At 71.9% G+C, this 22,253-nt stretch carries 18 protein-coding genes; 11 read left to right on the top strand and 7 right to left on the bottom strand.

The genetic code is table 11. From position 1 onward, the window contains the following. Positions 1 to 34 precede the first annotated feature (34 nt). On the bottom strand, positions 35 to 2,641 hold the full coding sequence (lanKC, locus tag KJK29_RS01680; protein WP_215116793.1) for a class III lanthionine synthetase LanKC: 2,607 nt from the start codon (positions 2,639 to 2,641) through the stop codon (positions 35 to 37). A 186-nt stretch (positions 2,642 to 2,827) separates the two neighbouring features. Here lanKC and KJK29_RS01675 point away from each other — a divergent pair, with 186 nt between their 5' ends. The 6 genes from KJK29_RS01675 (at position 2,828) to KJK29_RS01650 (ending at position 9,369) form a co-directional block, all read left to right on the top strand. Next, the gene (locus tag KJK29_RS01675; RefSeq protein WP_215116792.1) at positions 2,828 to 5,287 is read left to right on the top strand and encodes a SpoIIE family protein phosphatase; all 2,460 of its coding nucleotides are present in this window, start codon (positions 2,828 to 2,830) and stop codon (positions 5,285 to 5,287) included. 75 nt (positions 5,288 to 5,362) lie between these two features. Beyond that, positions 5,363 to 5,545: a hypothetical protein gene (locus KJK29_RS01670; protein WP_215124619.1), complete on the top strand. Its 183-nt coding sequence runs from the start codon at positions 5,363 to 5,365 to the stop codon at positions 5,543 to 5,545. 104 nt (positions 5,546 to 5,649) lie between these two features. Next, positions 5,650 to 6,717, top strand: a complete 1,068-nt coding sequence (locus tag KJK29_RS01665) for a glucose-1-phosphate thymidylyltransferase (RefSeq protein ID WP_215116791.1) — start codon at positions 5,650 to 5,652, stop codon at positions 6,715 to 6,717. Then, entirely contained in the window at positions 6,714 to 7,694 is a 981-nt protein-coding gene (gene rfbB / locus KJK29_RS01660; RefSeq protein WP_215116790.1) for a dTDP-glucose 4,6-dehydratase, read from the top strand. Before KJK29_RS01665 ends, rfbB begins: the two co-directional genes overlap by 4 nt. Further along, complete coding sequence (gene rfbD / locus KJK29_RS01655) at positions 7,691 to 8,569, top strand: dTDP-4-dehydrorhamnose reductase (RefSeq protein ID WP_215116789.1); 879 nt, start codon at positions 7,691 to 7,693, stop codon at positions 8,567 to 8,569. The genes rfbB and rfbD overlap by 4 nt, the downstream gene beginning before the upstream one ends. Next, on the top strand, positions 8,566 to 9,369 hold the full coding sequence (locus tag KJK29_RS01650) for a class I SAM-dependent methyltransferase (RefSeq protein ID WP_215116788.1): 804 nt from the start codon (positions 8,566 to 8,568) through the stop codon (positions 9,367 to 9,369). The genes rfbD and KJK29_RS01650 overlap by 4 nt, the downstream gene beginning before the upstream one ends. Before the next feature lie 81 nt (positions 9,370 to 9,450). Here KJK29_RS01650 and rfbC read toward each other — a convergent pair whose 3' ends face one another. Together rfbC and KJK29_RS01640 are read right to left on the bottom strand one after the other, a co-directional pair. Further along, the gene (gene rfbC / locus KJK29_RS01645) at positions 9,451 to 10,059 is read right to left on the bottom strand and encodes a dTDP-4-dehydrorhamnose 3,5-epimerase (RefSeq protein ID WP_215116787.1); all 609 of its coding nucleotides are present in this window, start codon (positions 10,057 to 10,059) and stop codon (positions 9,451 to 9,453) included. A gap of 4 nt (positions 10,060 to 10,063) precedes the next feature. Next, complete coding sequence (locus KJK29_RS01640; RefSeq protein WP_215116786.1) at positions 10,064 to 12,007, bottom strand: glycosyltransferase family 2 protein; 1,944 nt, start codon at positions 12,005 to 12,007, stop codon at positions 10,064 to 10,066. A gap of 209 nt (positions 12,008 to 12,216) precedes the next feature. Between KJK29_RS01640 and KJK29_RS01635 the strand changes: the two genes are divergently transcribed. Both KJK29_RS01635 and KJK29_RS01630 read left to right on the top strand, forming a co-directional pair. Next, positions 12,217 to 12,720 carry a metallophosphoesterase family protein gene (locus KJK29_RS01635; RefSeq protein WP_215116785.1) on the top strand — a complete coding sequence of 168 codons (504 nt, stop codon included), beginning with the start codon at positions 12,217 to 12,219 and terminating at the stop codon, positions 12,718 to 12,720. A gap of 33 nt (positions 12,721 to 12,753) precedes the next feature. Next, entirely contained in the window at positions 12,754 to 13,569 is an 816-nt protein-coding gene (locus tag KJK29_RS01630) for a methyltransferase (RefSeq protein WP_215116784.1), read from the top strand. 43 nt (positions 13,570 to 13,612) lie between these two features. Here KJK29_RS01630 and KJK29_RS01625 read toward each other — a convergent pair whose 3' ends face one another. The 4 genes from KJK29_RS01625 to KJK29_RS01610 form a co-directional block, all read right to left on the bottom strand. After that, on the bottom strand, positions 13,613 to 14,665 hold the full coding sequence (locus KJK29_RS01625; RefSeq protein WP_215116783.1) for an alcohol dehydrogenase catalytic domain-containing protein: 1,053 nt from the start codon (positions 14,663 to 14,665) through the stop codon (positions 13,613 to 13,615). 40 nt (positions 14,666 to 14,705) lie between these two features. Continuing rightward, the gene (locus tag KJK29_RS01620; RefSeq protein ID WP_215116782.1) at positions 14,706 to 15,713 is read right to left on the bottom strand and encodes an NADP-dependent oxidoreductase; all 1,008 of its coding nucleotides are present in this window, start codon (positions 15,711 to 15,713) and stop codon (positions 14,706 to 14,708) included. A gap of 140 nt (positions 15,714 to 15,853) precedes the next feature. Continuing rightward, positions 15,854 to 16,186 carry a putative quinol monooxygenase gene (locus tag KJK29_RS01615; RefSeq protein ID WP_215116781.1) on the bottom strand — a complete coding sequence of 111 codons (333 nt, stop codon included), beginning with the start codon at positions 16,184 to 16,186 and terminating at the stop codon, positions 15,854 to 15,856. Between the two features lie 101 nt (positions 16,187 to 16,287). Then, positions 16,288 to 17,394 (bottom strand): XdhC family protein, encoded by a 1,107-nt coding sequence (locus KJK29_RS01610; protein ID WP_215116780.1) that lies wholly within the window; start codon positions 17,392 to 17,394, stop codon positions 16,288 to 16,290. A gap of 187 nt (positions 17,395 to 17,581) precedes the next feature. On the opposite strand from KJK29_RS01610, the gene KJK29_RS01605 reads away from it, so the two are divergent. The 3 genes from KJK29_RS01605 to KJK29_RS01595 all read left to right on the top strand — a co-directional run bounded on the left by KJK29_RS01605 (position 17,582) and on the right by KJK29_RS01595 (position 22,253). Next, entirely contained in the window at positions 17,582 to 19,552 is a 1,971-nt protein-coding gene (locus KJK29_RS01605; RefSeq protein ID WP_215116779.1) for an elongation factor G, read from the top strand. Positions 19,553 to 19,634: 82 nt separating this feature from the next. Continuing rightward, on the top strand, positions 19,635 to 21,494 hold the full coding sequence (locus KJK29_RS01600; RefSeq protein WP_215116778.1) for a cellulase family glycosylhydrolase: 1,860 nt from the start codon (positions 19,635 to 19,637) through the stop codon (positions 21,492 to 21,494). 99 nt (positions 21,495 to 21,593) lie between these two features. Continuing rightward, positions 21,594 to 22,253, top strand: a complete 660-nt coding sequence (locus KJK29_RS01595) for a TetR/AcrR family transcriptional regulator (protein WP_215116777.1) — start codon at positions 21,594 to 21,596, stop codon at positions 22,251 to 22,253.

Genomic DNA, 22,253 nt, shown 5'->3' with positions numbered 1-22,253 from the left:
TTGTGTCACGACTCCGCGGGATCGCGGAACCGCGTCATAGAGGCCGCCGGTTCGGCGGCGGGAGGAACGGCAGGTGGGCGTCGGTGGCCGGGTCGAGGGCCGCGCCGAGCGCCAGCAGGCACCCCGCCGTTCCGGTGGCGAGATCCATGGACAGCCGCATCATCTGGTGGCCGGGGAAGGCCAGTTGGCCCTGGTACGCCATCGCGAACCAGCCGAGCCCGGCGATCTGCCCGGCCAGCCGGTCCGCGGTCGCGTCCGGCACGGTCGTGCGGCTGAGGTGCAGGATCATTCCGGCGCGGCCCTGGAAGAGCCCGGGCTGCGCGTAGAAGCGTGAGGTGGCGGCGGTCAGCACACCGGAGCGTGCCGCCGCGAACTCCCCGGCGAGATCGGGGGCGTGCGCCACGAGGTCGTCGAGGACCATGCCGAGTCCCGCGCTGCCGTCGCCGAGGTAGGGCAGGGTCCGCCAGCCCTCGTCGACCTCCAGCGATCCGCCCTCGCGGGTCACACAGGACTCCAGGTCCCGGCGCAGGGCGATGGCCGCGGCGTCCAGCCAGCCCGCCTTGCCGGTCCACTCGTACTGCCGCAGCATGAGCAGCGCGGGACCGCTCGCGCCCCGCAGCAGCCCGGCGCGCCGCTTGGGCGTGGCAGGCGGCGGCTCGGTGAGCCGCTGCACGAGGATCCGCGCGGCCTCGTCGGCCCGCTCGCGCAGCTCCGACTCGCCGGTCGTCTCGGCCAGCCGGCCGAGCACCAGACCCAGTCCGGCCAGTCCGCCGTGCAGGTCGGAGGAGAGGTTCTGCCACCGCTCCGCGAGGATGCCCTCGACCAGGTCCAGCGCCCGCTGCCGGTGCCCGAGCCGGTCCAGGACCAGGGCGACGCCCGCGAGCCCGTCGTACAGGCCGAGGGGTGTGCCGACCGGTGCCGGTGCCGTCCGGGTGAGCAGCCAGCGCTCGCCCTCCTCGTACCGCTCGGCGCCGACCGCGTCCAGCGCGTACAGCACCCCGGCGGCGCCGTGGGCGAGCCCGAGCCCGCCGCCGTCGGAGAACTGGGCGACATCGCCCGGGAAGAGCCGGTCGTCGCGCTCCGGGGTGGCCGAGGCGAGGATCGCCTTGACCATGGAGTCGCGGCTGTAGGGCCAGTCGCCGGGGTCCACCGGCGCGGAGGGAGCGGCCACCGCAGCGCCGGACACCTCCCGTGTGATCTCCGCGACCGCCTCGTCGAGGAACCCCCGCGGTACATCGGGGAACTCCTTGGAGATCACCTCGGCCAGATGCGCCGCCTTGCCGCGGTCCACCACGAACAGCGTGGTCACGGGCAGGAACAGGGCCAGTCGCAGACAGGCCAGGGCGTATCGGTCGACATCGGCGCCCCGGCGGTCCGGCGGCGCGAAGAAGCCCGGGTGGGCGACGACCTGGCGGCCGTTCTCCTCGGCCGGGGCCGCCGCCTCGAAGTCGAGGAGGAAGACCGACTCCTCGTCCGGCGCGACCATGATGTTGAAGACGTGCAGGTCGTTGAAGACGATGCCGCGGGCGTGCACCGCCGCCACGGCCTCCTCCACCTCGCGGTGGATGCGCAGCGCCCACGCCGTGTAGGCGGCGACGGCCCCCGCGTCGGGATCCTGGGCCAGCAGCGGATGCCGCTCGGCGAAGAACGAGTTGAGGGGACGGCCCTCCAGGAAGTCCATCACCAGGAACCGGTGGCCGCCGAGCTCGAACCAGTCCCGCACCTCCGGGACCACGCCCGTGCCCGCCACCTGCTCCAGTGCCTGCTTCTCCCGCTCCAGCCGGGCGACCGCGTCGGCCCCGTCCGAGGCGAGCCCCGCGTGCGGCCGGCCCTCCTTGAGGACGACCTTGCGGCCGTCTCGGGTGTCGGTGCCCACGTACACACCGCCGCCGTTGGAGAAGTGCAGCGCCTTCTCGATGCGGTACGGCAGTTCGCCCGTCGTCGTGTTGTTCCGCGCGTCGAGATGCGGCTGGAGGAACGCCGGCAGCGTCACCCACTCCGGCACCTGGAAGGACGGCGACCGCCGGTCCGGCACCAGCGTCCCCGCGCCGTCGCGCACCGCCGGCACCAGCGAGCCCCGCTCGTCCACCACGAACGAGCGCGCGAAGGCGCCGTAGCGGACGTACAGCGGACCCTCGCCCCAGCGCAGATCGGTGAGGATGTACGGCCCCTCGAAGCCCTCCAGCAGCGCGCCCAGCTCGCGCAGCACCTCGTGCAGCTGCTCCTCGTCGGCGGGATAGACGGTGACGAACTTGCCGCTGCCGTCACGGGGCGCGTACTTGGTGTTGCGCAGGTGCAGCAGGTGCGGGCCGGGCACGAACTTGAAGGGGACGCGCCGCTCGACGCAGTAGTCCCAGACGATCCCGGCGATCTTCTCCGCGTTCGCCCGGGTCGCGGAGGCGTGGATCTTCCAGCCCTGCGCGGGACCCTGGAGCGGTTCGCCGTCCGGACCGGGCGGCGTCATCGTCAGCCAGTCGCCGATCCGCGCCGTCTCCCACCCCTCGGGCACGGGCCGGCGGGCCGTCTCGTAGAGGTGCGCGGCCGCCTCCTGCGAGGCCTCCTGCCCGCCTCGCGCCAGCCGGTCCGGTGTCTCGTAGAAGTGCCGGTCGGCCAGCGCGTACACCTCGTACCGCTTGTCCATGCGTCCCCCTCCGTGATCAGCACCGAGCTTTCCAGCCACGCGCCGGGCCCGGACAGTCACGGCTGTCACGAGAACGGCGTGCGGAACGCATAGGTAAAGACCTGTTCGGTTCCGTTCGAGCGGACGCGTCGCTGCTGGTCCACGGAACGCCCATAGGGGCTGCGCGGGTGTCGCATAAGCGCTGTAATGGCCAACGTGGTCAGTGAGGGCGCACCGGAACCCCGAGAACGCAGAACGCGAACGCTGCGTGCCGAAAGTGCCCTCAAGGCGATCGCGGCCGATCAGGAATCGCCGGAACGCGTGCACCGGGTGCTGGAACAGGCCCTCGTCTTCGCCGGCGCCGCGTTCGCCGCCCTGTACACCCCCGGCCAGGACGGCGAGCTGCTGCGCCTGGTGGAGTCGGCCGGGGTGCCCAGGACCCTGTACGGGCTGCGCGACAGCTATCCGCGCGCCGGGCGGTCCCCGGTCGCCGAGGCCCACCGCGGCGGACGCCCCGTCTCGCTGGGCCCCGCGGAACTCGCCGAGCACGTCCAGGCCCGGCGCGTGCCCTCCCGGGACTTCTTCCTGACCGTCCTGCCCGTCCACGGGGACGGCGGCGGCTGTCTGCTCGCCGTGTGCGATCGCCCCGGCGGATTCGACACCGACGACCGCGCATGCCTCCAGCTCATCTCCGAGGCGGTCGCCTTCCCCGCACCCGCCGCGCCCGCCGAGGGCGGTGAACTGCCGCCCGGCGCGTTCAGTCTCGCCATGGACACCGGCCGCGTCCGGGCGGGCGACGACCTGCTGGACCTGTTCGGCCTGGACCCCGACGACTTCGACGGCCGGGTCGAGACCCTGCTCGGCCTGACCGTGCCGGAGGACCTGCCCTCGCTGATGTCCGTGGTGGAGGCCGACCACATGTCCATCGGCGACCGGGAGCTGGAGTTCCGGGTGCTCCAGCCCACCGGACCGCCGAAGTGGCTCAGGCTGCGCGGGCGCCTCCTGCCCGGCGGCGTGGGCCATTCCGCGCGGCTCGTGGGCACCGTCGACGACGCCTCCACGCTGCGGTCCGACGTCACCGACGTGGCCCGCGTCCAGCGCCTGGCCACCGCGCTCGCCACCGCCGTCACCGTCCGCGACGTCGGCGAGGCCGTCGTCGCCGCCCTCCGCCGGCCGCTCAGGGCCGACCGCCTCGCGCTCGCCGAGCTGGAGAGCGAGCGGCTCGTCGTCACCGTCCTCGACCCGCCCGAACCCGAGGCCTGGCCCGAGCTGTGGCGCCGGGAGTGGCGCACCGAGTGGCCCGACGCGCCCGTGCGCGCCATGCCCACCCTCGCCGCCGCCCTGCGCGAGGGCCGCGCCCGGATCTGGCCCGCCGGCAGCGCCCTGGAACGCGGCCTGGCCGAGGTCGGACCCGGGGGCCTCGCCGTCCTGCCGCTGCCCGCCGGCAACCGCATGGCCGGGGCCTGCCTGATCGGCTGGGACACACCGCACGACTTCGGCTCCGACGAACGCGCCCTGCTCACCGCCTGCGCAGGCCTCGCCGGACAGGCCCTGACAAGGGCCCGCGCCTTCGACGCCGAACACGAACTCGTCGGCATGCTCCAGCGTCAGCTGCTGCCCCGCCGCCTGCCCCGGCTGCCGGGCGCCGAGGCCGTCACCCGCTATCTGCCCAGCACGGCGGGGCTGGAGCTCGGCGGCGACTGGTACGACGTCATCCCGCTGCCCGACCACCACGTCGCCCTCGTCATCGGCGACGTCCAGGGCCACAGCGCCGGCGCCGCCACCCTCATGGGCCAGATGCGCACCGCCCTGCGCGCCTACGCCGTCGAGGGCCACACGCCGGACGTGGTGGTCTCCCACGCCAACCGGCTCCTCATGGACATGGAGAGCGACCTCTTCGCCACCTGCGCCTACGTCGACATCGACCTGGAGGAGGGCTCCGCCTGGTGCGTGCGCGCAGGGCACCTGCCGCCGGTGCTGCGCTACCCGGACGGCACGACCGAGATCGCCGAGGCCGAGGGCGGCCCGCCCCTCGGGGTGATCACCCAGGCCGACTTCCCCATGAGCCCGCTCCGGCTCCCGCCCGGCACCCTGATCGCCCTGGTCACGGACGGACTCGTCGAGACGCCCGACTCCGACATCGACGAGGGCATGGAACGCCTCGCCGACCAGCTTGCCGCATCCGCCCCCGTCGACCTGGGGCTCGTCGCCGACGCCCTCCTCGGCAACGCCCAGCGCAGCGACGACGTCGCCGTGCTCCTGCTGCGCTACGACGGCATGGACCTGCGCCCGCTGCGGGAGAGCTGGACGGTGTGGCGCGTGCCGCAGGCGGTCGGGCACGCCCGCCGCTTCGCCCGGCGCACCCTGCGCTCCTGGGGCGTCACCGAGGACGTCGACGCCGCCCTCCTGATCGTCTCCGAACTCGTCACCAACGCCCTCGTCCACACCGACGGCCAGGTCCGCATGGACCTCACCCTGATCAACAACCGCCTGCGCGTCGCCGTCGCCGACGCCTCCCCCCGCTCCCCGGTCAGACCGACCAGCATCGGCTGGGAGGCCACCGGCGGCCGGGGCGTCCTCCTCGTCGAGGCACTCTCGGCGACCTGGGGAACACTGCCGGTCAGCGGCGGAAAGCAGGTGTGGGCGGAGCTGGCACTGGGTCGCTGAACACTCTGCGTGCGTTTGTTCGGTTTCTCTCGGGTTACCCGAACAGGAACAGACCCAGAAGGAAGATGATGAGTTGTGACGTCCATGATCCTGAGCGAGAAGCCCGCCGTCCGTCGACCGGAGACCGGCTGGTCGAAGGCGCGCCGTCTGCGCGGCAAGGCCGCGCTGCGGACCTGCCTCCCCGCCGTCGAGGACCGGGCCACTCCCGGAATCACGAACTCCGGGTCGGAGTGGAACATCGTCAGAGGTGAGGACTGACCGCTCCCCGGAAGGCCGTGCGGTGACGATCCGAGTAACTCCCCGCATCGGCAACCAAAAGAAGTGATGTTCACATCCGCCGGATCACGACTAAGGTGAACCGAATGAAGGCTCTCGTGCTGTCCGGCGGCGCAGGAACAAGACTGAGGCCGATCACACACACGTCGGCCAAGCAACTGGTGCCAGTGGCCAACAAGGCTGTGCTCTTCTACGGGTTGGAGTCGATCGCCGAGGCCGGCATCACCGACGTGGGAATGATCGTCGGGGACACGGCCGCCGAGATCGAGGAAGCGGTGGGAGACGGGTCGAAGTTCGGCCTGAAGGTCACCTACATCCCCCAGGAGCGGCCCCTCGGGCTGGCCCACGCGGTGCTGATCGCCCAGGACTTCCTCGGCGACGACGACTTCGTGATGTACCTCGGCGACAACTTCATCGTCGGCGGCATCACCGACCTCGTCGAGGAGTTCCGCGACAGCCGGCCCGACGCCCAGATCCTGCTCACGCGCGTGGCCGACCCACGCGCCTTCGGTGTCGCCGAACTCGACCCGTCCGGCCAGGTGATCGGCCTGGAGGAGAAGCCCGACCAGCCCAAGAGCGATCTCGCCTTGGTCGGCGTCTATCTCTTCACACCCGCGATCCACCGGGCCGTGCGCGCCATCGAACCCTCGTGGCGCGGCGAACTGGAGATCACCCACGCCATCCAGCACCTGATCGACTCCCGCGCCGACGTGCGCAGCACGGTCATCAAGGGCTACTGGAAGGACACCGGCAACGTCGGCGACATGCTCGAGGTGAACCGCACGGTCCTCGAGGCCATGGAGCGCCGCATCGACGGCACCGTGGACGACGCCTCGCAGACCATCGGGCGGGTGGTCGTGGAAGAGGGCGCCCGGATCGTCAACTCCCGCATCGTCGGGCCCGTCGTCATCGGCGCGGGCACCCTCGTCAGCGACTCCTACGTCGGCCCCTTCACCTCGATCGCGGAGAACTGCCGGATCACCGACAGCGAACTGGAATTCTCGATCGTGCTGCGGGACTCCTCGATCCGGGGCGTCGGCCGGATCGAGTCCTCGCTGATCGGCCGGCATGTCGAGGTGACCCCGGCCCCCAGCGTCCCCAGCGCCCACCGATTCGTCCTCGGAGACCACAGCAAGGTGCAGATCACTTCATGAACCTCCTCGTCACCGGTGCCGCCGGGTTCATCGGCTCCCGCTACGTCCGGGCGCTGCTCGCCCCGGACGCGCCCGACGCGCCGCGCATCACCGTGCTGGACAAGCTCACCTACGCCGGCACCCTCGACAACCTCGAACTGACCCACCCCCGGCTGGAGTTCGTCCAGGGCGACATCTGCGACGCCGAACTCGTCGACAAGCTGATGGCCGGCGCCGACCAGGTCGTGCACTTCGCCGCCGAGTCGCATGTGGACCGCTCCATCACCGGCGCCGCCGACTTCGTCCGCACCAATGTGCTCGGCACCCAGACTCTGCTCGACGCCGCCCTGCGCTACGAGGTGGGCCCGTTCGTGCACGTCTCCACCGACGAGGTCTACGGCTCCATCGAGTCCGGCTCCTGGCCGGAGGACCACCCGCTGCAGCCGAACTCGCCGTACTCGGCCTCCAAGGCCTCCTCCGACCTGCTCGCCCTCGCCTACCACCGCACCCACGGCCTGGACGTGCGCGTCACCCGCTGCTCCAACAACTACGGCCCGCACCAGTTCCCCGAGAAGGTCATCCCGCTGTTCGTCACCAACCTCCTCGACGGCGGGACGGTGCCGCTCTACGGCGAGGGCCGCAACATCCGTGACTGGCTGCACGTCGACGACCACTGCCAGGGCGTCGACCTCGTCCGCACCCAGGGCCGCCCCGGCGAGGTCTACAACATCGGCGGCGGCACCGAACTCACCAACAAGGAACTCACCGGCCTCCTCCTCGACGCCTGCGGCGCGGACTGGGACCGAGTGGAGTACGTCGAGGACCGCAAGGGCCACGACCTGCGCTACTCCGTCGACTGGTCCAAGGCCCGCGACGAACTCGGCTACCGTCCCGCCCACGACTTCACCACCGGCCTCGCCGAGACCGTCGCCTGGTATCGCGACAACCGTGCCTGGTGGGAGCCCCTGAAGCGGCGCGTCGCCCAGGAGCGCGCATGAGGTGGCTGATCACCGGAGCGGGCGGCATGCTCGGCCGCGACGTCGTCGAGGAACTCACCCGGCGCGGCGAGGACGTGGTGGGCCTGGACCGCTCCGCTCTGGACATCACGCGCCCCGAGGCCGTCGCCGCGGCGGTGCGCGAGCACCGCCCCGACCTCGTCGTGAACTGCGCCGCGTACACGGCCGTCGACGACGCCGAGACCGACGAGGCCCGCGCCCTGGAGATCAACGGCGCCGGACCGCGAGCGCTGGCCCGGGCCTGCGCGGCACACGACGCCCGGCTGATCCATCTCTCCACCGACTACGTCTTCGACGGCGAGGCCCGTACCGCCCCCTACCCGGAGGACCATCCCCCCGCCCCGCGCACCGCCTACGGCCGCACCAAGCTGGCCGGCGAGCGGGCCGTCCTGGAGGAACTCCCCGGCGCGAGCGCGGTCCTGCGCACGGCCTGGCTCTACGGGGTCCACGGCACCAACTTCGTGCGGACCATGATCGGTCTCGAAGCCCGCCGCGACACCCTCGACGTCGTCGACGACCAGCGCGGACAGCCCACCTGGAGCGCCGACGTCGCCGAGCGCATCGCCGACCTCGGCCCCCGGCTGGGCCCCGACGCGCACGGCGTCTTCCACGCCACCGACGCCGGCGAGGCCACCTGGTACGAACTGGCCCGAGAGGTGTTCTCCCTCCTCGGCGCCGACCCGGACCGGGTGCGCCCCACCAGCAGCGCGGCCTTCCCCCGGCCCGCGCCCCGCCCGGCGTACAGCGCCCTCGCACACGACCGGTGGCAGGAGATAGGCCTGCCCCCGGCGCGCGAGTGGCGCTCCGCCCTGCACGAAGCACTGCCCCGCATCCGCAAGGAAGGTCCCACTTCGTGAAACGCCATGAGTTCCTCCGGGGACTGCACAAGGTCAGCGCCAATCGCAACTACCTGGAGATCGGCGTCAACGACGGTCGCAGCCTGCGTCTGTCCCGCGTCCCCAGCATCGCGATCGACCCCGCCTTCAAGGTGGTCTCGGAGTTGAAGTGCGACGTCCACCTGGTGAAGGCCACCAGTGACGACTTCTTCGCCCGTGACAACCCCCTCCAGCACCTCAAGGGCGGCCGTCACCCGCTGCGCAATCTGCGCCGCGGCCGCAGCCCCATCGGCTACTGGCGCCGCACCACGCTGGATCTGTCGTTCATCGACGGCATGCACATCTTCGAGTACGCCCTGCGCGACTTCATGAACGTCGAGAAGCACTCCGACTGGTCCAGTGTGATCGTCTTCGACGACATGCTGCCGCGCAGCGTGGACGAGGCGGCCCGGGACCGGCACACCAACGCCTGGACCGGCGACGTCTACAAGATCACCGAGGTGCTAGCGCGCTACCGCCCCGACCTCGTCACGATCCAGGTGGACACCGCGCCCACCGGCCAGCTCGTCGTCTTCGGCGCCGACCCGAACAACCGGGTCCTGCACGACAAGTACGACGAGATCATGGCCGAGTACAAGGTGCCCGACCCGCAGAAGGTCCCCGAGGCGATCCTCGAACGGGCCGGCGCGGTCCGCCCCGAGACCCTCCTGGAGGCGGGCTTCTGGGGGCCCCTGACCCAGGCCCGCAACCGCGGCCTGCCCCGCCGCATCGGCTGGGAGCCCCTGCGCAAGTCCCTGGAACAGGTGGGCGTCAGCCGCTGACCCGTTGCTGTGGGAACAGGCCCCGGGCGCTGTGCGCCCGGGGCCTGTTGCGTGCGGCGGCCTTTCGGCGTGCCGCAGGCGTCAGCCGTCTCCCCGGCCGGCCCGCAGCTCCTCGTAGTACGCACGGCAGCTCTCGTACGACGGGAGCAGCCCCTGGCGTTCCGCCTCGGCCAGGGTCGGGGCCTGTTCGTCCTTGGGGGAGAGGAGCGGGGTGATGCCCTCGGGCCAGGCGATGCCGAGGGCCGGGTCGAGGGGGTGGATGCCGTGCTCACGCTCCGGGGCGTAGCCCGTGGAGCACAGGTAGACCACCGTCGCGTCGTCGGTGAGTGCCATGAACGCGTGGCCCAGCCCCTCGGCGAGGAACACCGCGTGGCGGGTGTCGTCGTCGAGTCGTTCGGCCTCCCACTGGCCGAAGGTGGGGGAACCCACCCGGATGTCGATCACCACGTCCAGGACGGCACCGCGCACACACGTCACGTACTTGGCCTGGCTGGGCGGCACATCGGCGAAGTGCACACCGCGCAGCACACCCCGCCGGGAGACCGAGCAGTTGGCCTGGGCCAGGGCCAGATCGTGACCTGTGGCCTCGCGGAACTCCTCGCCGCGGTACCACTCGTGGAAGCTGCCCCGGTCGTCCGGGAAGATCTTGGGCTCCAGAATCCAGGCGCCCTCTATCCCCAGTGGTCGCATGCTGTCACTGCCCTCCGGTCCTGATACGGGAAACCACCTTCCGCCGCGCGGCACCGAGTACCCGCCGCGCGCGCCGTGCCACCCGCAGGGCGGTGCCGGGCCCCGGCGCCGGCACGACCAGCACCTGACCGTCGGCGGAGCGCAGCGCGAACGGCAGCCCGGTGAAGCGGGGCCGGTCGGCGCCCGGGGTCAGACACACGGCCACCCGCCAGGTGTCGCGCGAGAGGTCCTTGGCGGGCATCGCCGCCTCCAGCACCGTCCCGCGCCCGTCCGGGGCGGGGGAGAGCGTGCCGGACGCGTCGAGGATCCGGCTGGAGGAGACGAACCGCAGCGGCACCTCCCGGTCGCCCTCGACGTGCAGCGGCAGCGGGGCACGGAAGCGGTCCCCGGAGACGGTGACGTCCATCGGCTGCATGCTGCCCAGGCCGAGCCGCTTGCCCCGGGCCCCGAGGTGAAGGGAGAGGTTGCCGTGCGGCTCCGTCCAGTACGGCAGGGCGGTCCGGTCGCCGACGATTCCCACGTCCGGCGTGGGCCGGGTGGCCCGCGGGGCCGGGCCCAGCCTGCATTCCTTGGTCCAGCCGCCCAGCTTGACCCGTACGAGCGCGTCCCAGGCGCCGTCATCCGGCAGGCCGGCCGGGTCGACGGTGGCGGTCGCCCGCAGCACCAGCCGGACCTCCTCGCCGTCCCCGACGGGCACGGTCTCGCGCGTGAACTCCACCGGCTGGAAGTACTGCGCGGCGCTGGAGCGCTCCCGCAGCAGCAGATCGGCCGTGGCCTGCCCGAAGCGCGCGGCGGTCTGTGAGGCCACCCATTCCACGGCCTCGGTCACGTCCTTGGGCGTGTCGTTCAGCGGGGCCGCCTCGGCGTCGGCGGGGAAGGTCATCGGCTCGCCGCCGGAGGTGTACTCGGCCGTGAAGCCGACGCTGAGGGAGCCGTCCCGCCACTCCACGTGCGCGGGGGCCGCCTTGGGCGCGATGCCGGCCTCCCATTCCGCGAAGGACACGACATCGTCGTACCGGTCGGCCGCGGTCAGTGCGGCGACGACCTGCTGCGTCGGCTGCAGCCCTTCCGCGACCCCGGGACCGAACCGCTCGACGACGACCTCGTGGATCTCCCCGAACAGCTCCCTGCGGTAGTCGTCCGGCAGGTTCAGGAAGCGCCGGGCCCGCAGCCGCTCCACCATCTCCACGCGCAGCCAGCGGCGGAAGAGCCGGTCGCGCACCGGGCCGGGCTCGGTGTACTTCTCGACGACGTCGAGGGCCTCGCGGAGGTTCTTGAAGTACCCGGCGGGATCGAAGCGTTCGAAGCCGGCGTTGGAGCTGTCGTCCCGCCGGATGTGGTAGTAGCAGACGTAGTCGCTGACCACGGAGACGTTCTCCGCGCGCAGATACGCCTCGGCGATGAAGACGTGGTCCTCCAGACGCCGTCTGCCCTCGGGGAAGCGCAGGCCGGTGCGGTCGAGGAAGGCACGGCGGATCATCTTGTGCGGGGTGAGGCTGTCGATGAGCGGGGCGTTCTCGACGGTGGCGCGCGGGTGGTTGCGGCGGAACAGCTCCACCGGCACGCCGCGGCCCTTGCCCGCCATCTTGCCCACGACGACATCGGCGCCGTTGGCCACGCCGTAGTCGTACATCCGCTCCAGGGCCTCGTCGCCCAGGTAGTCGTCGTTGTCGACGAACATGACGAACTCGCCCCGGGAGGCGGCGATGCCGACGTTGCGGGGCTTGCCCGACCAGCCTGAGTTCTCCTGGTGGATGACCTTCATCCGGGGGTCCTCGGCGGCGAGCGCGTCGAGCCTGGCCGGGGTGGCGTCGGTGGAACCGTCGTCGACGAAGATCACCTCGAACTCTTCGGGAGGCAGGGACTGCCTCTGCAGCGAGGTGATGCAGTCCTCGATGTAGATCCCCGGGTTGTAGACGGGGATGATGACGCTGACCTTGACCGGCATCGGGTTTCCGGGCCCCTTCGGGTCGCTTGCCGTAGACGTCCTGTCTTACTGCGTGTTGCCCGATGCTAACCCGCCAGACAAAGCTGCCTCATCTTTCGAGACCTGGCCGTGATCATCTCCGGCGATCAGGCAACTGAGCTGCGCCGTCTGTCTGTTCGCGGTCAAGTCGGTTCCCGGGGGAAACGGGCCGGTGCCCCTAGGCTGGGGGCGTGCGTCTGCTCTTCATGTCCGACACCCATCTGCCGAAGCGGGCCAGGGAACTGCCCGCGCCGCTGCTGGCCGAACTCCCGCACGCCGATGTCGTGTTCCACGCCGGGGACTGGGTGGACACGGCCACCCTCGACCTGCTGGAGAGCCGATCCCGCAGGCTCGTCGCCGTGTACGGCAACAACGACGGGCCGGACCTGCGGGCCCGGCTGCCCGAGGTGGCGTACGTGGAACTGGGCGGGCTGCGCTTCGGGGCGATCCACGAGACGGGACCCGCCCAGGGCCGGGAGAAGCGCTGCGCCGCCCGCTTCCCCGACCTCGACGTGCTGGTCTTCGGCCACAGCCACATCCCCTGGGACACCACGGCCCCCACCGGCCTGCGCCTGCTCAACCCGGGCTCGCCGACGGACCGCCGCCGCCAGCCCCACTGCACCTACATGACCGCCACGGCCGCGGACGGCCGGCTCACCGAGGTGGAACTGCACCGGCTGCCGCCACGGGCCTGACCGGGGTGGGAGCCACCGTGACATGATCGGCGCATGGGGCAGGACAAGGGATATCTCCTGGACAACCGGCAGGCCGAGGCCGGTACCCGCTTCGACGCGCTGGCCGCCCTCTTCGACGCCTCGACGTTCCGGCACTTCGAGACGGTCGGGATCGACGAGGGATGGCGGTGCTGGGAGGTCGGGGCCGGCGGGCCGAGCGTCGCCGCGTGGCTGAGTGAACGCGTCGGGCCGCGCGGGCGCGTGCTCGCCACCGACATCGACGTCTCCTGGGCGCGGGCCGCCGCCACCGGGGGAGTGGAAGTGCTCCGCCACGACGTGGGCCGCGACGCACCCCCGGCCGGGCCCTTCGACCTGGTACACGCCCGACTGGTCCTGGTCCATGTCGCCGAGCGCGACGCCGCACTGCGCGGCATGGTCCAGGCGCTGCGCCCCGGCGGGTGGCTCGTCGTCGAGGACGCCGACCCCGCCCTGCAACCGCTGATCTGCCCCGACGAGCACGGCCCCGAACAGGAGCTGGCCAACCGGCTCCGCACCGGCTTCCGCCGTCTGCTGCGGCAGCGCGGCGCCGACCTCTCCTACGGACGCAGGCTGCCGCGCCTGCTGCGCGAGGCCGGCCTCACCGACGTCGAGGCCGACGCCTACTTCCCGATCACCTCGCCCGCGTGCGACGTCCTGGAGACGGCCACCGTCCAGCAGGTGCGCGACCAGCTCGTCGCCGAGGGCCTCGCCACGGACGAGGAGATCGAGCGGCACCTCGCCAACATCGCGGCCGGGCGCCTCGACCTCGCCACGTCACCGATGATCTCGGCGTGGGGCCGCCGGCCGGTGGGCGACGGCCCGCAGCTCTGATCCAGGGCCGAACCCACGACAACGGCCCCGGGCTCACCCGGTGTCAGGCGGCCGGGTCGAGAAGGATCTTGCGGACGCCGTCGGAGCGGCCCGCGAACAGCTCGTACGCCGCGGGGCCTTCGGAGAGGGCGAAGCGGTGGGAGACGACGACCTCGGGCCGGAGCCGGCGGGCGCGGGTGAGGGCGATCAGGGGCGGAAGTTCGTAGTGCACCGAGCACAGCCCGATGGCGAACTCCAGTTCCTTGATCTGCGCCAGCCCCATGTGAAAGGGGAAGGCCTTGTTCTGGCTGACCCCGATGACGCTGACCCGGCCCGCCTGCCGGACGGCCTTGAGGGCGAGCTGAATGGTGGCGTCGGAGCCCACGGCCTCCACCACGGCGTCCGGACCGCGGCCGGCGGTCAGGTCCCGGACGGCCGCCCGCGCGTCCTCGCCCTCGACCGGTTCGACCCCCAGGCCGGCGGCGAAGGCACGGCGCTCCGCGACCAGGTCCGCGCCCAGCACCCGCGCCGCGCCCATCGCGAAGGCGGACTGGGCGGCCATGAGGCCGACCGGGCCGAGGCCGATGACCAGGACGGTCTCGCCCGGCTGGATGCGGGCCCGGCGGCAGCCGTACCAGGCGGTGGGCGCGTTGTCCGTGAGGACGACGGCGGCCTCGTCGGAGATGTCCTCGGGCAGGCGCACCAGATTGACGTCGGCGTAGGGCACGGCCAGGACCTGGGCCTGGCTGCCCTGGAGCTGCGGGCTCACTCCGTAGCAGAGTTCCGTGCTCGACTTGGCGCGCTCGCAGCGGGCGGTGAACCCGGCCGCGCACGACCGGCAGTCCGCGCAGCCGGCGGAGGCGGGCACCAGCACCCGGTCGCCGGGCTTGAACCGGGTGACCTGGCCGCCGGTGTCGACCACGACGCCGACGCACTCGTGCCCCGGTGTGTAGCCCAGTTCCGGGCTGAACCCGTTGCCGCCGTAGATGTGCAGGTCGCTGCCGCAGATGCCGGCCGCCGTCACGCGCACCACCGCGTCGGTGGGGCTGGTGACGGCCGGGTCGGGGACCTCCCCGTAGCGGATGTCGTGACGGCCGTGGTAGGTCAGTGCCTTCATCGGATCTCTCCCTGCCCTTCCCCTCCTCCCTCCGGCCCGGTCAGTCCGCGATCTTCAGCACCAGCTTGCCGCGGTTGTCCCCACGGAACAGCCGCATGAGCGTCTCGGGGAAGTCCGCGACCGAGCCGGACACCACGTCCTCCAGGGACTTCAGCCGGCCCTCCGCCCGCCAGGCGGCCATCCGGGCGATGCCCTCGGCGTACCGGTCGGCGTAGTCGAACACCACGATGCCCGTCATGGAGGCGCGGTTCACCAGCAGCGACAGGTAGTTGGCGGGGCCCTGCGGCTTGGTGCTGTTGTACTGGGAGATCGCGCCGCACACGACGACACGGGCACCGCGCGCCAGCCGCAGCAGCACGGCGTCCAGAACGTCTCCGCCGACGTTGTCGAAGTACACGTCGACACCGTCGGGGGCGTGCTCGCGCAGCGCCTTGCGGACGTCCTCGCTCTGGTAGTCGATCGCGGCGTCGAACCCGAACTCCTCGACCACCATCCGGCACTTGGCCTCGCCGCCCGCGATGCCGATGACCCGGCAGCCCAGGATCTTGGCGATCTGCCCGACGACGCTGCCGACGGCCCCGGCCGCTCCGGAGACCACGACGGTCTGCCCGGGCTCGGGACGCCCGACCTCGATCAGGCCGAAGTAGGCCGTCAGGCCCGACATGCCGAGCGTGCCGAGAAACGTCGGCAGGGGAGCGGCCGCCGGGTCGACCTTGGTCACGTCGCGCCCGTCCGACACGCAGTACTCCTGCACGCCGAACGAGCCCGACACATGGTCACCGACCGCGAAACCGGGGTGCCGGGAGGCGATCACCCGTCCCACCGCGCCGGCGCGCATCACCTCGCCGATCTCCACCGGACGGATGTAGGACCGGCCCGCGTTCATCCAGCCGCGCATCGCGGGATCGATCGACAGACAGAGCACCCGCACCAGGAACTCACCGTCGCCCGGCTGCCCGGCCGGCTCCTCGACGTGCTCCCAGTCGGTGGGGCGCGGTTCCCCCACAGGGCGTGCGGCCAGGCGTATCTGACGGTTGATTCCGCTCATCTCCGGTGGCTCCTTATCGAGGGCATACCGTCCAGTCGGTACGGCTGGGAGCGTAAGGGTGCCGTGCCGCCCGAGGCAAGAGCGGGTCCGTTACGGCATTCGGCTCATGCGGTGGTCGACCGTCGAGGCCCGACCGCGGGCTACTCCTGGCCCGGGACCGCCATCTCCCCGAGGAGCGACCAGTCGTCCTGCGGAATCGTCGCGTTCACGATGCGCGGAGTCGCGGCCAGATGCGGAGGCAGGGTCTGCTGCGCGGCCTTGAAGTGCGCGGACTGCACATGCGCGGCCCCGGCCTCGTCGTCGCGGAAGGCCTCGACCAGGACGTACTCCGTGGGCTCGTCCACGCTGCGCGACCAGTCGAACCACAGGCAGCCGGGCTCGGCGCGCGTCGCCCGGGTGAAGTCGGCGGCGATCTCGGGCCAGCGGTCGGCGTGCTCGGGGCGGACTCGGAACTTGGCGGTGATGAAGATCATGGGATTCCCTTCGCTGGTGTGCTGAAGTGCCGATGTGTTGCCGGCGACACGATCGTACGAACCCGGCCCGTCGGCGAATCGACCGGGAGCGGCGCGGGCCATCAGGAGGAGCGGGACGGATGCACCGCTCCCTCCGTCACGGTCAGCGGGGCCCCGCTGCCGCCCCAGCGCAGGGCGACGATCTCGGCGGCGACGGACACCGCCACCTCCTCGGGGGTACGGGCCCCGAGGTCGAGGCCGACCGGTGAGCGCAGCCGGGACAGCTCGTGTTGCGTGAGCCCGGCCTCGGCCAGGCGCTCGGCCCGGTCGGCGTGGGTGCGGCGGCTGCCCATCGCCCCGATGTACGCGGCCGGCCGGCGCAGTGCCTCCCGGAGCAGCGGCACATCGAACTTGGGGTCGTGGGTGAGGACGCAGATCACCGTGCGTGCGTCGGTGTCCGTGTCGCGCAGATAGCGGTGCGGCCATTCGGCGACCACCTCGACACCCTCGGGGAAGCGCCGGGGCGTGGCGAAGACGGGGCGGGCGTCGCAGACGGTGACTCGGTAGCCGAGGAAGTCCCCGATGCGGGCCACGGCCGCGGCGTAGTCGATCGCTCCGAAGACCAGCATCCGCGGCGGTGGCGCGAAGGACTCCAGGAACACGCTGACGGAGTCCTCCCGGCGCTGCCCGCGCGGCCCGTAGTGCCGCAGACCGGTGGCGCCCAGGGCCAGCTCGCCGCGGGCGTCGGCGGTGACGGCCGCGTCCAGGCCGCTCGCGCCGAGCGTGCCCGAGACCCGGTCCGGCCGGACGGCGAGCGTGGCTCCGCGCGGCGCCGGGCCGTCGGTCACCGTGGCCAGGCCGACCGGCTCACCCGCGGCGACCGACTCGACCACGACGCCGAGGGCGGGATCCCGCTCGGGCGTCACGCGGCGCACCAGCAGCGTGATCTCGCCGCCGCAGGTCAGGCCGACGGCGAAGGCGTCGTCGTCGCTGTAGCCGAAGGTCTCCAGACGCGCTTCGCCGCTCGCCACGACGTCCCGCGCCAGCTCGAACACCGCACCTTCGACACAGCCCCCGGACACACTTCCCACGACCTCATCGTCCGGCCCCACCGCCATGGCCGCGCCCGGGTCGCGCGGCGCGCTGCGGCTGACCTCGACGACCGTCGCGAGGCCGAACGGAAGCCCGGCCGCGTACCAGCGGCCCAGCGCCGGGAGGATGTCACGCACGATCCGCTCCTTCCACGCACCCCCACCGGGTACCCCGGCCGGGGTTAATTCCGTTGTGGCCCCTCGGCCCGGTCTGCTGCACTGCACGGGACAGCGACGTCACCGAGTCCCGAGGAGCAGCAGATGCGAACTGCGTTCATGTCCCCCCAGCCAGGAACGGACCTCTCTCCGAAGGACATGACGCTTCGTGCACGTGCTCAATCTTGGAATCCTCGCCCATGTCGACGCCGGTAAGACCAGCCTGACCGAGCGGCTGCTCCATTCGGCCGGGGTCATCGACGAGATCGGCAGCGTCGACGACGGGAACACCCGTACGGACACCCTCGCGCTGGAGCGGCAACGCGGTATCACCATCAAGTCCGCCGTCGTCTCGTTCCCGCTCGACGGTGTGGCGGTCAACCTGATCGACACCCCCGGTCACCCGGACTTCATCGCCGAGGTGGAGCGCGTGCTCGGCGTGCTGGACGGCGTCGTGCTCGTCGTCTCCGCCGTCGAAGGGGTGCAGGCGCAGACACGGGTGCTGATGCGCACGCTCCAGCGGCTGCGCATCCCCACCCTGCTCTTCGTCAACAAGATCGACCGGCGTGGCGCTCGGCAGGAGGAGGTGCTACGGGCGATCTCGGCCCGGCTGACACCCGCGATCGTGCCGATGGGAACGGCCTCCGGCCTCGGCACGCGCCGGGCTCGCTTCACGCCCGGTCTCGGTCCCGCAGCGCTCGACGTCCTCGCCGGCCACGATGACACGCTGCTGTCCGCGTACGTCGAGAACACCGTCACGGACGGCCTTCTGCGCAGCTCCCTCGTCGCCCTGACCCGGGAGGCCCTGGTCCACCCCGTCTTCTTCGGCTCCGCCGCCACGGGCGCCGGTGTGGACGCCCTCCTGGCGGGCATCGAGGAACTGCTGCCCCCGGCCGACGGGGATGCGGACGGGCCGCTCTCGGGGACCGTGTTCAAGGTCGAGCGGGGCCCGGCGGGGGAGAAGGCCGCCTACGCCCGGCTGTTCTCCGGCACCCTGCACACCCGCGACCGGATCCCGTTCGGAACGGACGGCGCCGAAGGCCGGATCACCGCGATCAGCGTCTTCGGACACGGGACGGACAGCCGCGGCGACGCCGTCGTGGCCGGACAGATCGCCCGGCTCTGGGGGCTCGGCGACATCAGGATCGGCGACGCGATCGGCGCACCCCGCAAGGCGTACGAGCACTTCTTCGCCCCGCCCACCCTGGAGACGGTCGTCGTCCCGGGCCCGGACGTCGACAGCGGCGCACTGCACCTCGCGCTCACCCAACTCGCCGAACAGGACCCGCTCATCGGCCTGCGCCACGACGAACGGCGGCAGGAGACCTCCGTGTCGCTCTACGGCGAGGTGCAGAAGGAGGTCATCCAGGCGACCCTCGCCGAGGAGTACGGTCTCGGCGTCACCTTCCGGGAGACCACGCCGCTGTGCGTGGAACGGCTCGTCGGCACCGGGCAGGCCGTGGAGTTCAACAAGAAGGACGCCAACCCCTTCCTCGCGACGGTCGGCCTGCGCGTCGACCCCGCACCGGTCGGGTCCGGCGTCGGCTTCCGGCTGGAGGTGGAGCTGGGCTCCATGCCGTACGCCTTTTTCAAGGCCGTCGAGGACACCGTGCGCGAGACCCTCGACCAGGGCCCGCACGGCTGGCGGATCCCCGACTGCGCGGTCACCATGACGCACTGCGGCTACTCGCCCCGCCAGAGCCACGCCCACCAGGGCTTCGACAAGAGCATGTCGAGCACCGGCGCCGACTTCCGGGGCCTGACCCCGCTGGTGCTCCTCGAAGCGCTGCGGCGGGCCGGGACCCGGGTCCACGAGCCGGTGCAGCGCTTCCGTGTCGAGGCCCCGGCGGACACCCTCGGCGCGCTGCTGCCGGTGCTGGCCGCGCTCGGCGCCGTGCCGCAGACGACCGAGACCCGGGGCGCCGGATGCGTCCTGGCGGGCACGGTGCCCGCGGCCCGGGTGCACGAACTGGAGCAGCGGCTGCCCGGGCTCACCCGCGGCGAGGGCGAGCTGGAGAGCGTCTTCGACCACTACGCGCCCGTCACGCACGGCACGGTCCCGCGACGCCCGCGCACCGATCACAACCCGCTGAACAGGAAGGAGTATTTGTTGAATGTGGCACGAAGGATGGGTGGATGACGTGTGTGAACCCGCCGAGCGGGAACTTACTCCAGAGTCAGGGGTGTTGACGGTGTCCTGATATCGCCGGACTGTAGTGGACATGCCAACTATTCGGGTACGTCTGCTGGTTGTCCTGGCTGTCCTCTTCGGCTCCGTGACGGTGGCGGGAGTCCCGCCCGCCACCGCCGCGCCCCCTCCCGACTCGCTCTGGTTCGACGACCCGACCGTCACCGTGCGGGACGGCCGCTTCACCGACGCCTCCGGCCGCGAGATCGTGCTCCGCGGCTACAACGTCTCCGGCGAGACCAAACTGGCGGAGAACGGCGGCCTGCCCTTCGCCTCCGTCGCCGACGCCAAGAAGTCCGCGACCGCCCTGCGCGCCCTCGGCGGCGGCAACACCGTCCGCTTCCTTCTCTCCTGGGCGTACGCCGAGCCCGAGCGCGGCCAGGTCGACACGGCCTACCTCGCCGCCGCCACCGACCAGATGCGGGCCTTCCTCGACGCCGGCATCCGCGTCTACCCCGACTTCCACCAGGACCTCTACTCCCGGCACCTGTTCGACGCCGACAGCTGGTACACCGGCGACGGCGCGCCCAAGTGGGCGGTGGACGCCGGGAACTACCCCGACGAGTCCTGCGGCATCTGCCTCTTCTGGGGGCAGAACATCACCCAGAACGAGGCTGTGAAGCGGGCCTCGTACGACTTCTGGCACAACGCGCACGGCGTACAGGACGCCTTCCTCGCCACCGCCGAGAAGACCATGACGTACCTCCGGCAGCACCTGGACGCCGACCGGTTCAAGGGCGTCGTCGGCTTCGACCCCTACAACGAGCCGCACGCGGGCGTCTACGACTCCGGGCAGACCAGTCGGGCCTGGGAGAAGGACGTGCTGTGGCCGTTCTACGAGAAGTTCCGGGCCCGTATGGACGCGGCCGGGTGGCGGGACAAGCCCGCCCTCGTGGAGCCGAACCTCTTCTGGAACGCCAACCTCGACTTCCAGAAGCAGGAGGGCGGCCTGCTGGACGCCGGCACCCTCGGACCGCGCTATGTGTTCAACACCCACTTCTACGACCAGAAGGCCATCTCCGGCGTCTTCATGTGGGGCAAGGCGGCCGACGGCCAGTACGTCAACGACTTCCGCACCGTCCGCGACCGGGCCGCCGCCGCGCGGACCGCCGCCGTGGTCAGTGAGTTCGGGCACCCGCTGGCCGGCAATGTCTCCGACAAGGCGCCGACCGTCCTCAAGGGGATGTACCAGGCCCTCGACTCCCGCCTGAAGGGCGCCGACTGGTGGTCCGACCCGGCCGCCTCGGGGCCCGTCCTCTCCGGCTCGCAGTGGCAGTGGGACATCTACAACGGCCGGCACCGCGAGCTGATGAACGGCAACCCCGACAAGGTCCTCACCACCGGTGACGCCTGGAACGACGAGGATCTGTCCGCCGTACGCCTCGACGACTCGGGCAAGCCCGTGCTGCGCCAGGACGCCCGGCTCCTGGACCGCCTCTACCCGAGCGCCACGGCCGGCAGAACCGTCGGCTTCACCTACGAGGACCGCTCCCGGGACGGCTCGACGACGCTGACCTGGAACCCGGTGCCCAGCGCGCTGCCCCACGTGCAGCGGCTCGTGGGATCGGGGCAGTACGGGCTGCTGCTGTGGCGCTCGGACGGCGGCTCGGCGCCCACCGAACTGCATCTGCCGGCGAGCTTCCCGACGGCGTCCACCACCGTCGTCTCCGACCTGGGCACGGCCCACGCCCCACCGGCGTACACCGCGACCACCCCGGTCGGCGTGGCCCAGGAGCCGGGCGGCACCGGAAGCCGCCGTCTCCTGCTCACCGCGCCCGACTCGGGCGTCCTGCACTACGCGCTGGTGACCAACGGGGCGACGTCCCCCTCGGCGGACCTGCTGACAGCGGCCCGCGCCGAGCTGACGGCATGGGCGGCGAGGGAGGCCGGCTAGCCACACGGAAGGGAAGGGCGGCCTTCTCTCCGACACCGGGAACACGACACAATCGGCGTTCGGACAAGGACCGATGTTCGAACGCCGAAGGGAGAGCCGGTGCCGGGGAGACTCAGACCGCCCACCGGCCGCTACGGCGGCAAGACGGCCGAGGAGCGGCAGGCCGAGCGGCGCCGGCGCTTCCTCGACGCCGCGCTCCAGTTGTTCGGCGAAACCCCCGGATTCCGCGCCACCACGGTCGCGGCGCTCAGCGACGCGGCCGGACTGTCCACCCGCCAGTTCTACGAGGAGTTCCGCACCCTGGAGGACGTGCTCGCCGCGCTCCACCTCCAGGTCAACGGCTGGGCCGAGACGGCGGTCCTGGAGGCCGCGTCCGACTCCGCCGATCTGCCGCTCGCCGAGCGCGCCACCGCGATCTTCCGCGCCTACGCCGGGAACCTCGCGGCCGATCCGCGCCGGATCCGCATCACCTTCGTCGAGATCATCGGCGTCAGCCCGCGCCTGGAGGAACAGCGGCTCGCCCGCCGGGCCGGGTGGGTCGGCCTCATCTGCGCCGAGGCCGACGCGGCCGCCGCACGCGGTGAGGCCGCACCCCGCGACTACCGCCTCGCGGCGACGGGCTTCATCGGCAGCGTCAACGGCCTGCTCCACGACTGGAGCGCCGGGTGGGTGGACGCGACCCTGGACGAGGTGGTCGAGGAACTGGTCAGCCAGTTGCTGGGGATCCTGCGCCCGGCGGGCTGGACTCCCGGGACGTGA

The organism is Streptomyces koelreuteriae (assembly GCF_018604545.1).
In the GTDB taxonomy this organism is placed as follows: Bacteria; Actinomycetota; Actinomycetes; order Streptomycetales; family Streptomycetaceae; genus Streptomyces; species Streptomyces koelreuteriae.
Note: the sequence above shows the minus strand (reverse complement) of the source record. Positions and strands in the feature narration are given on the sequence as shown.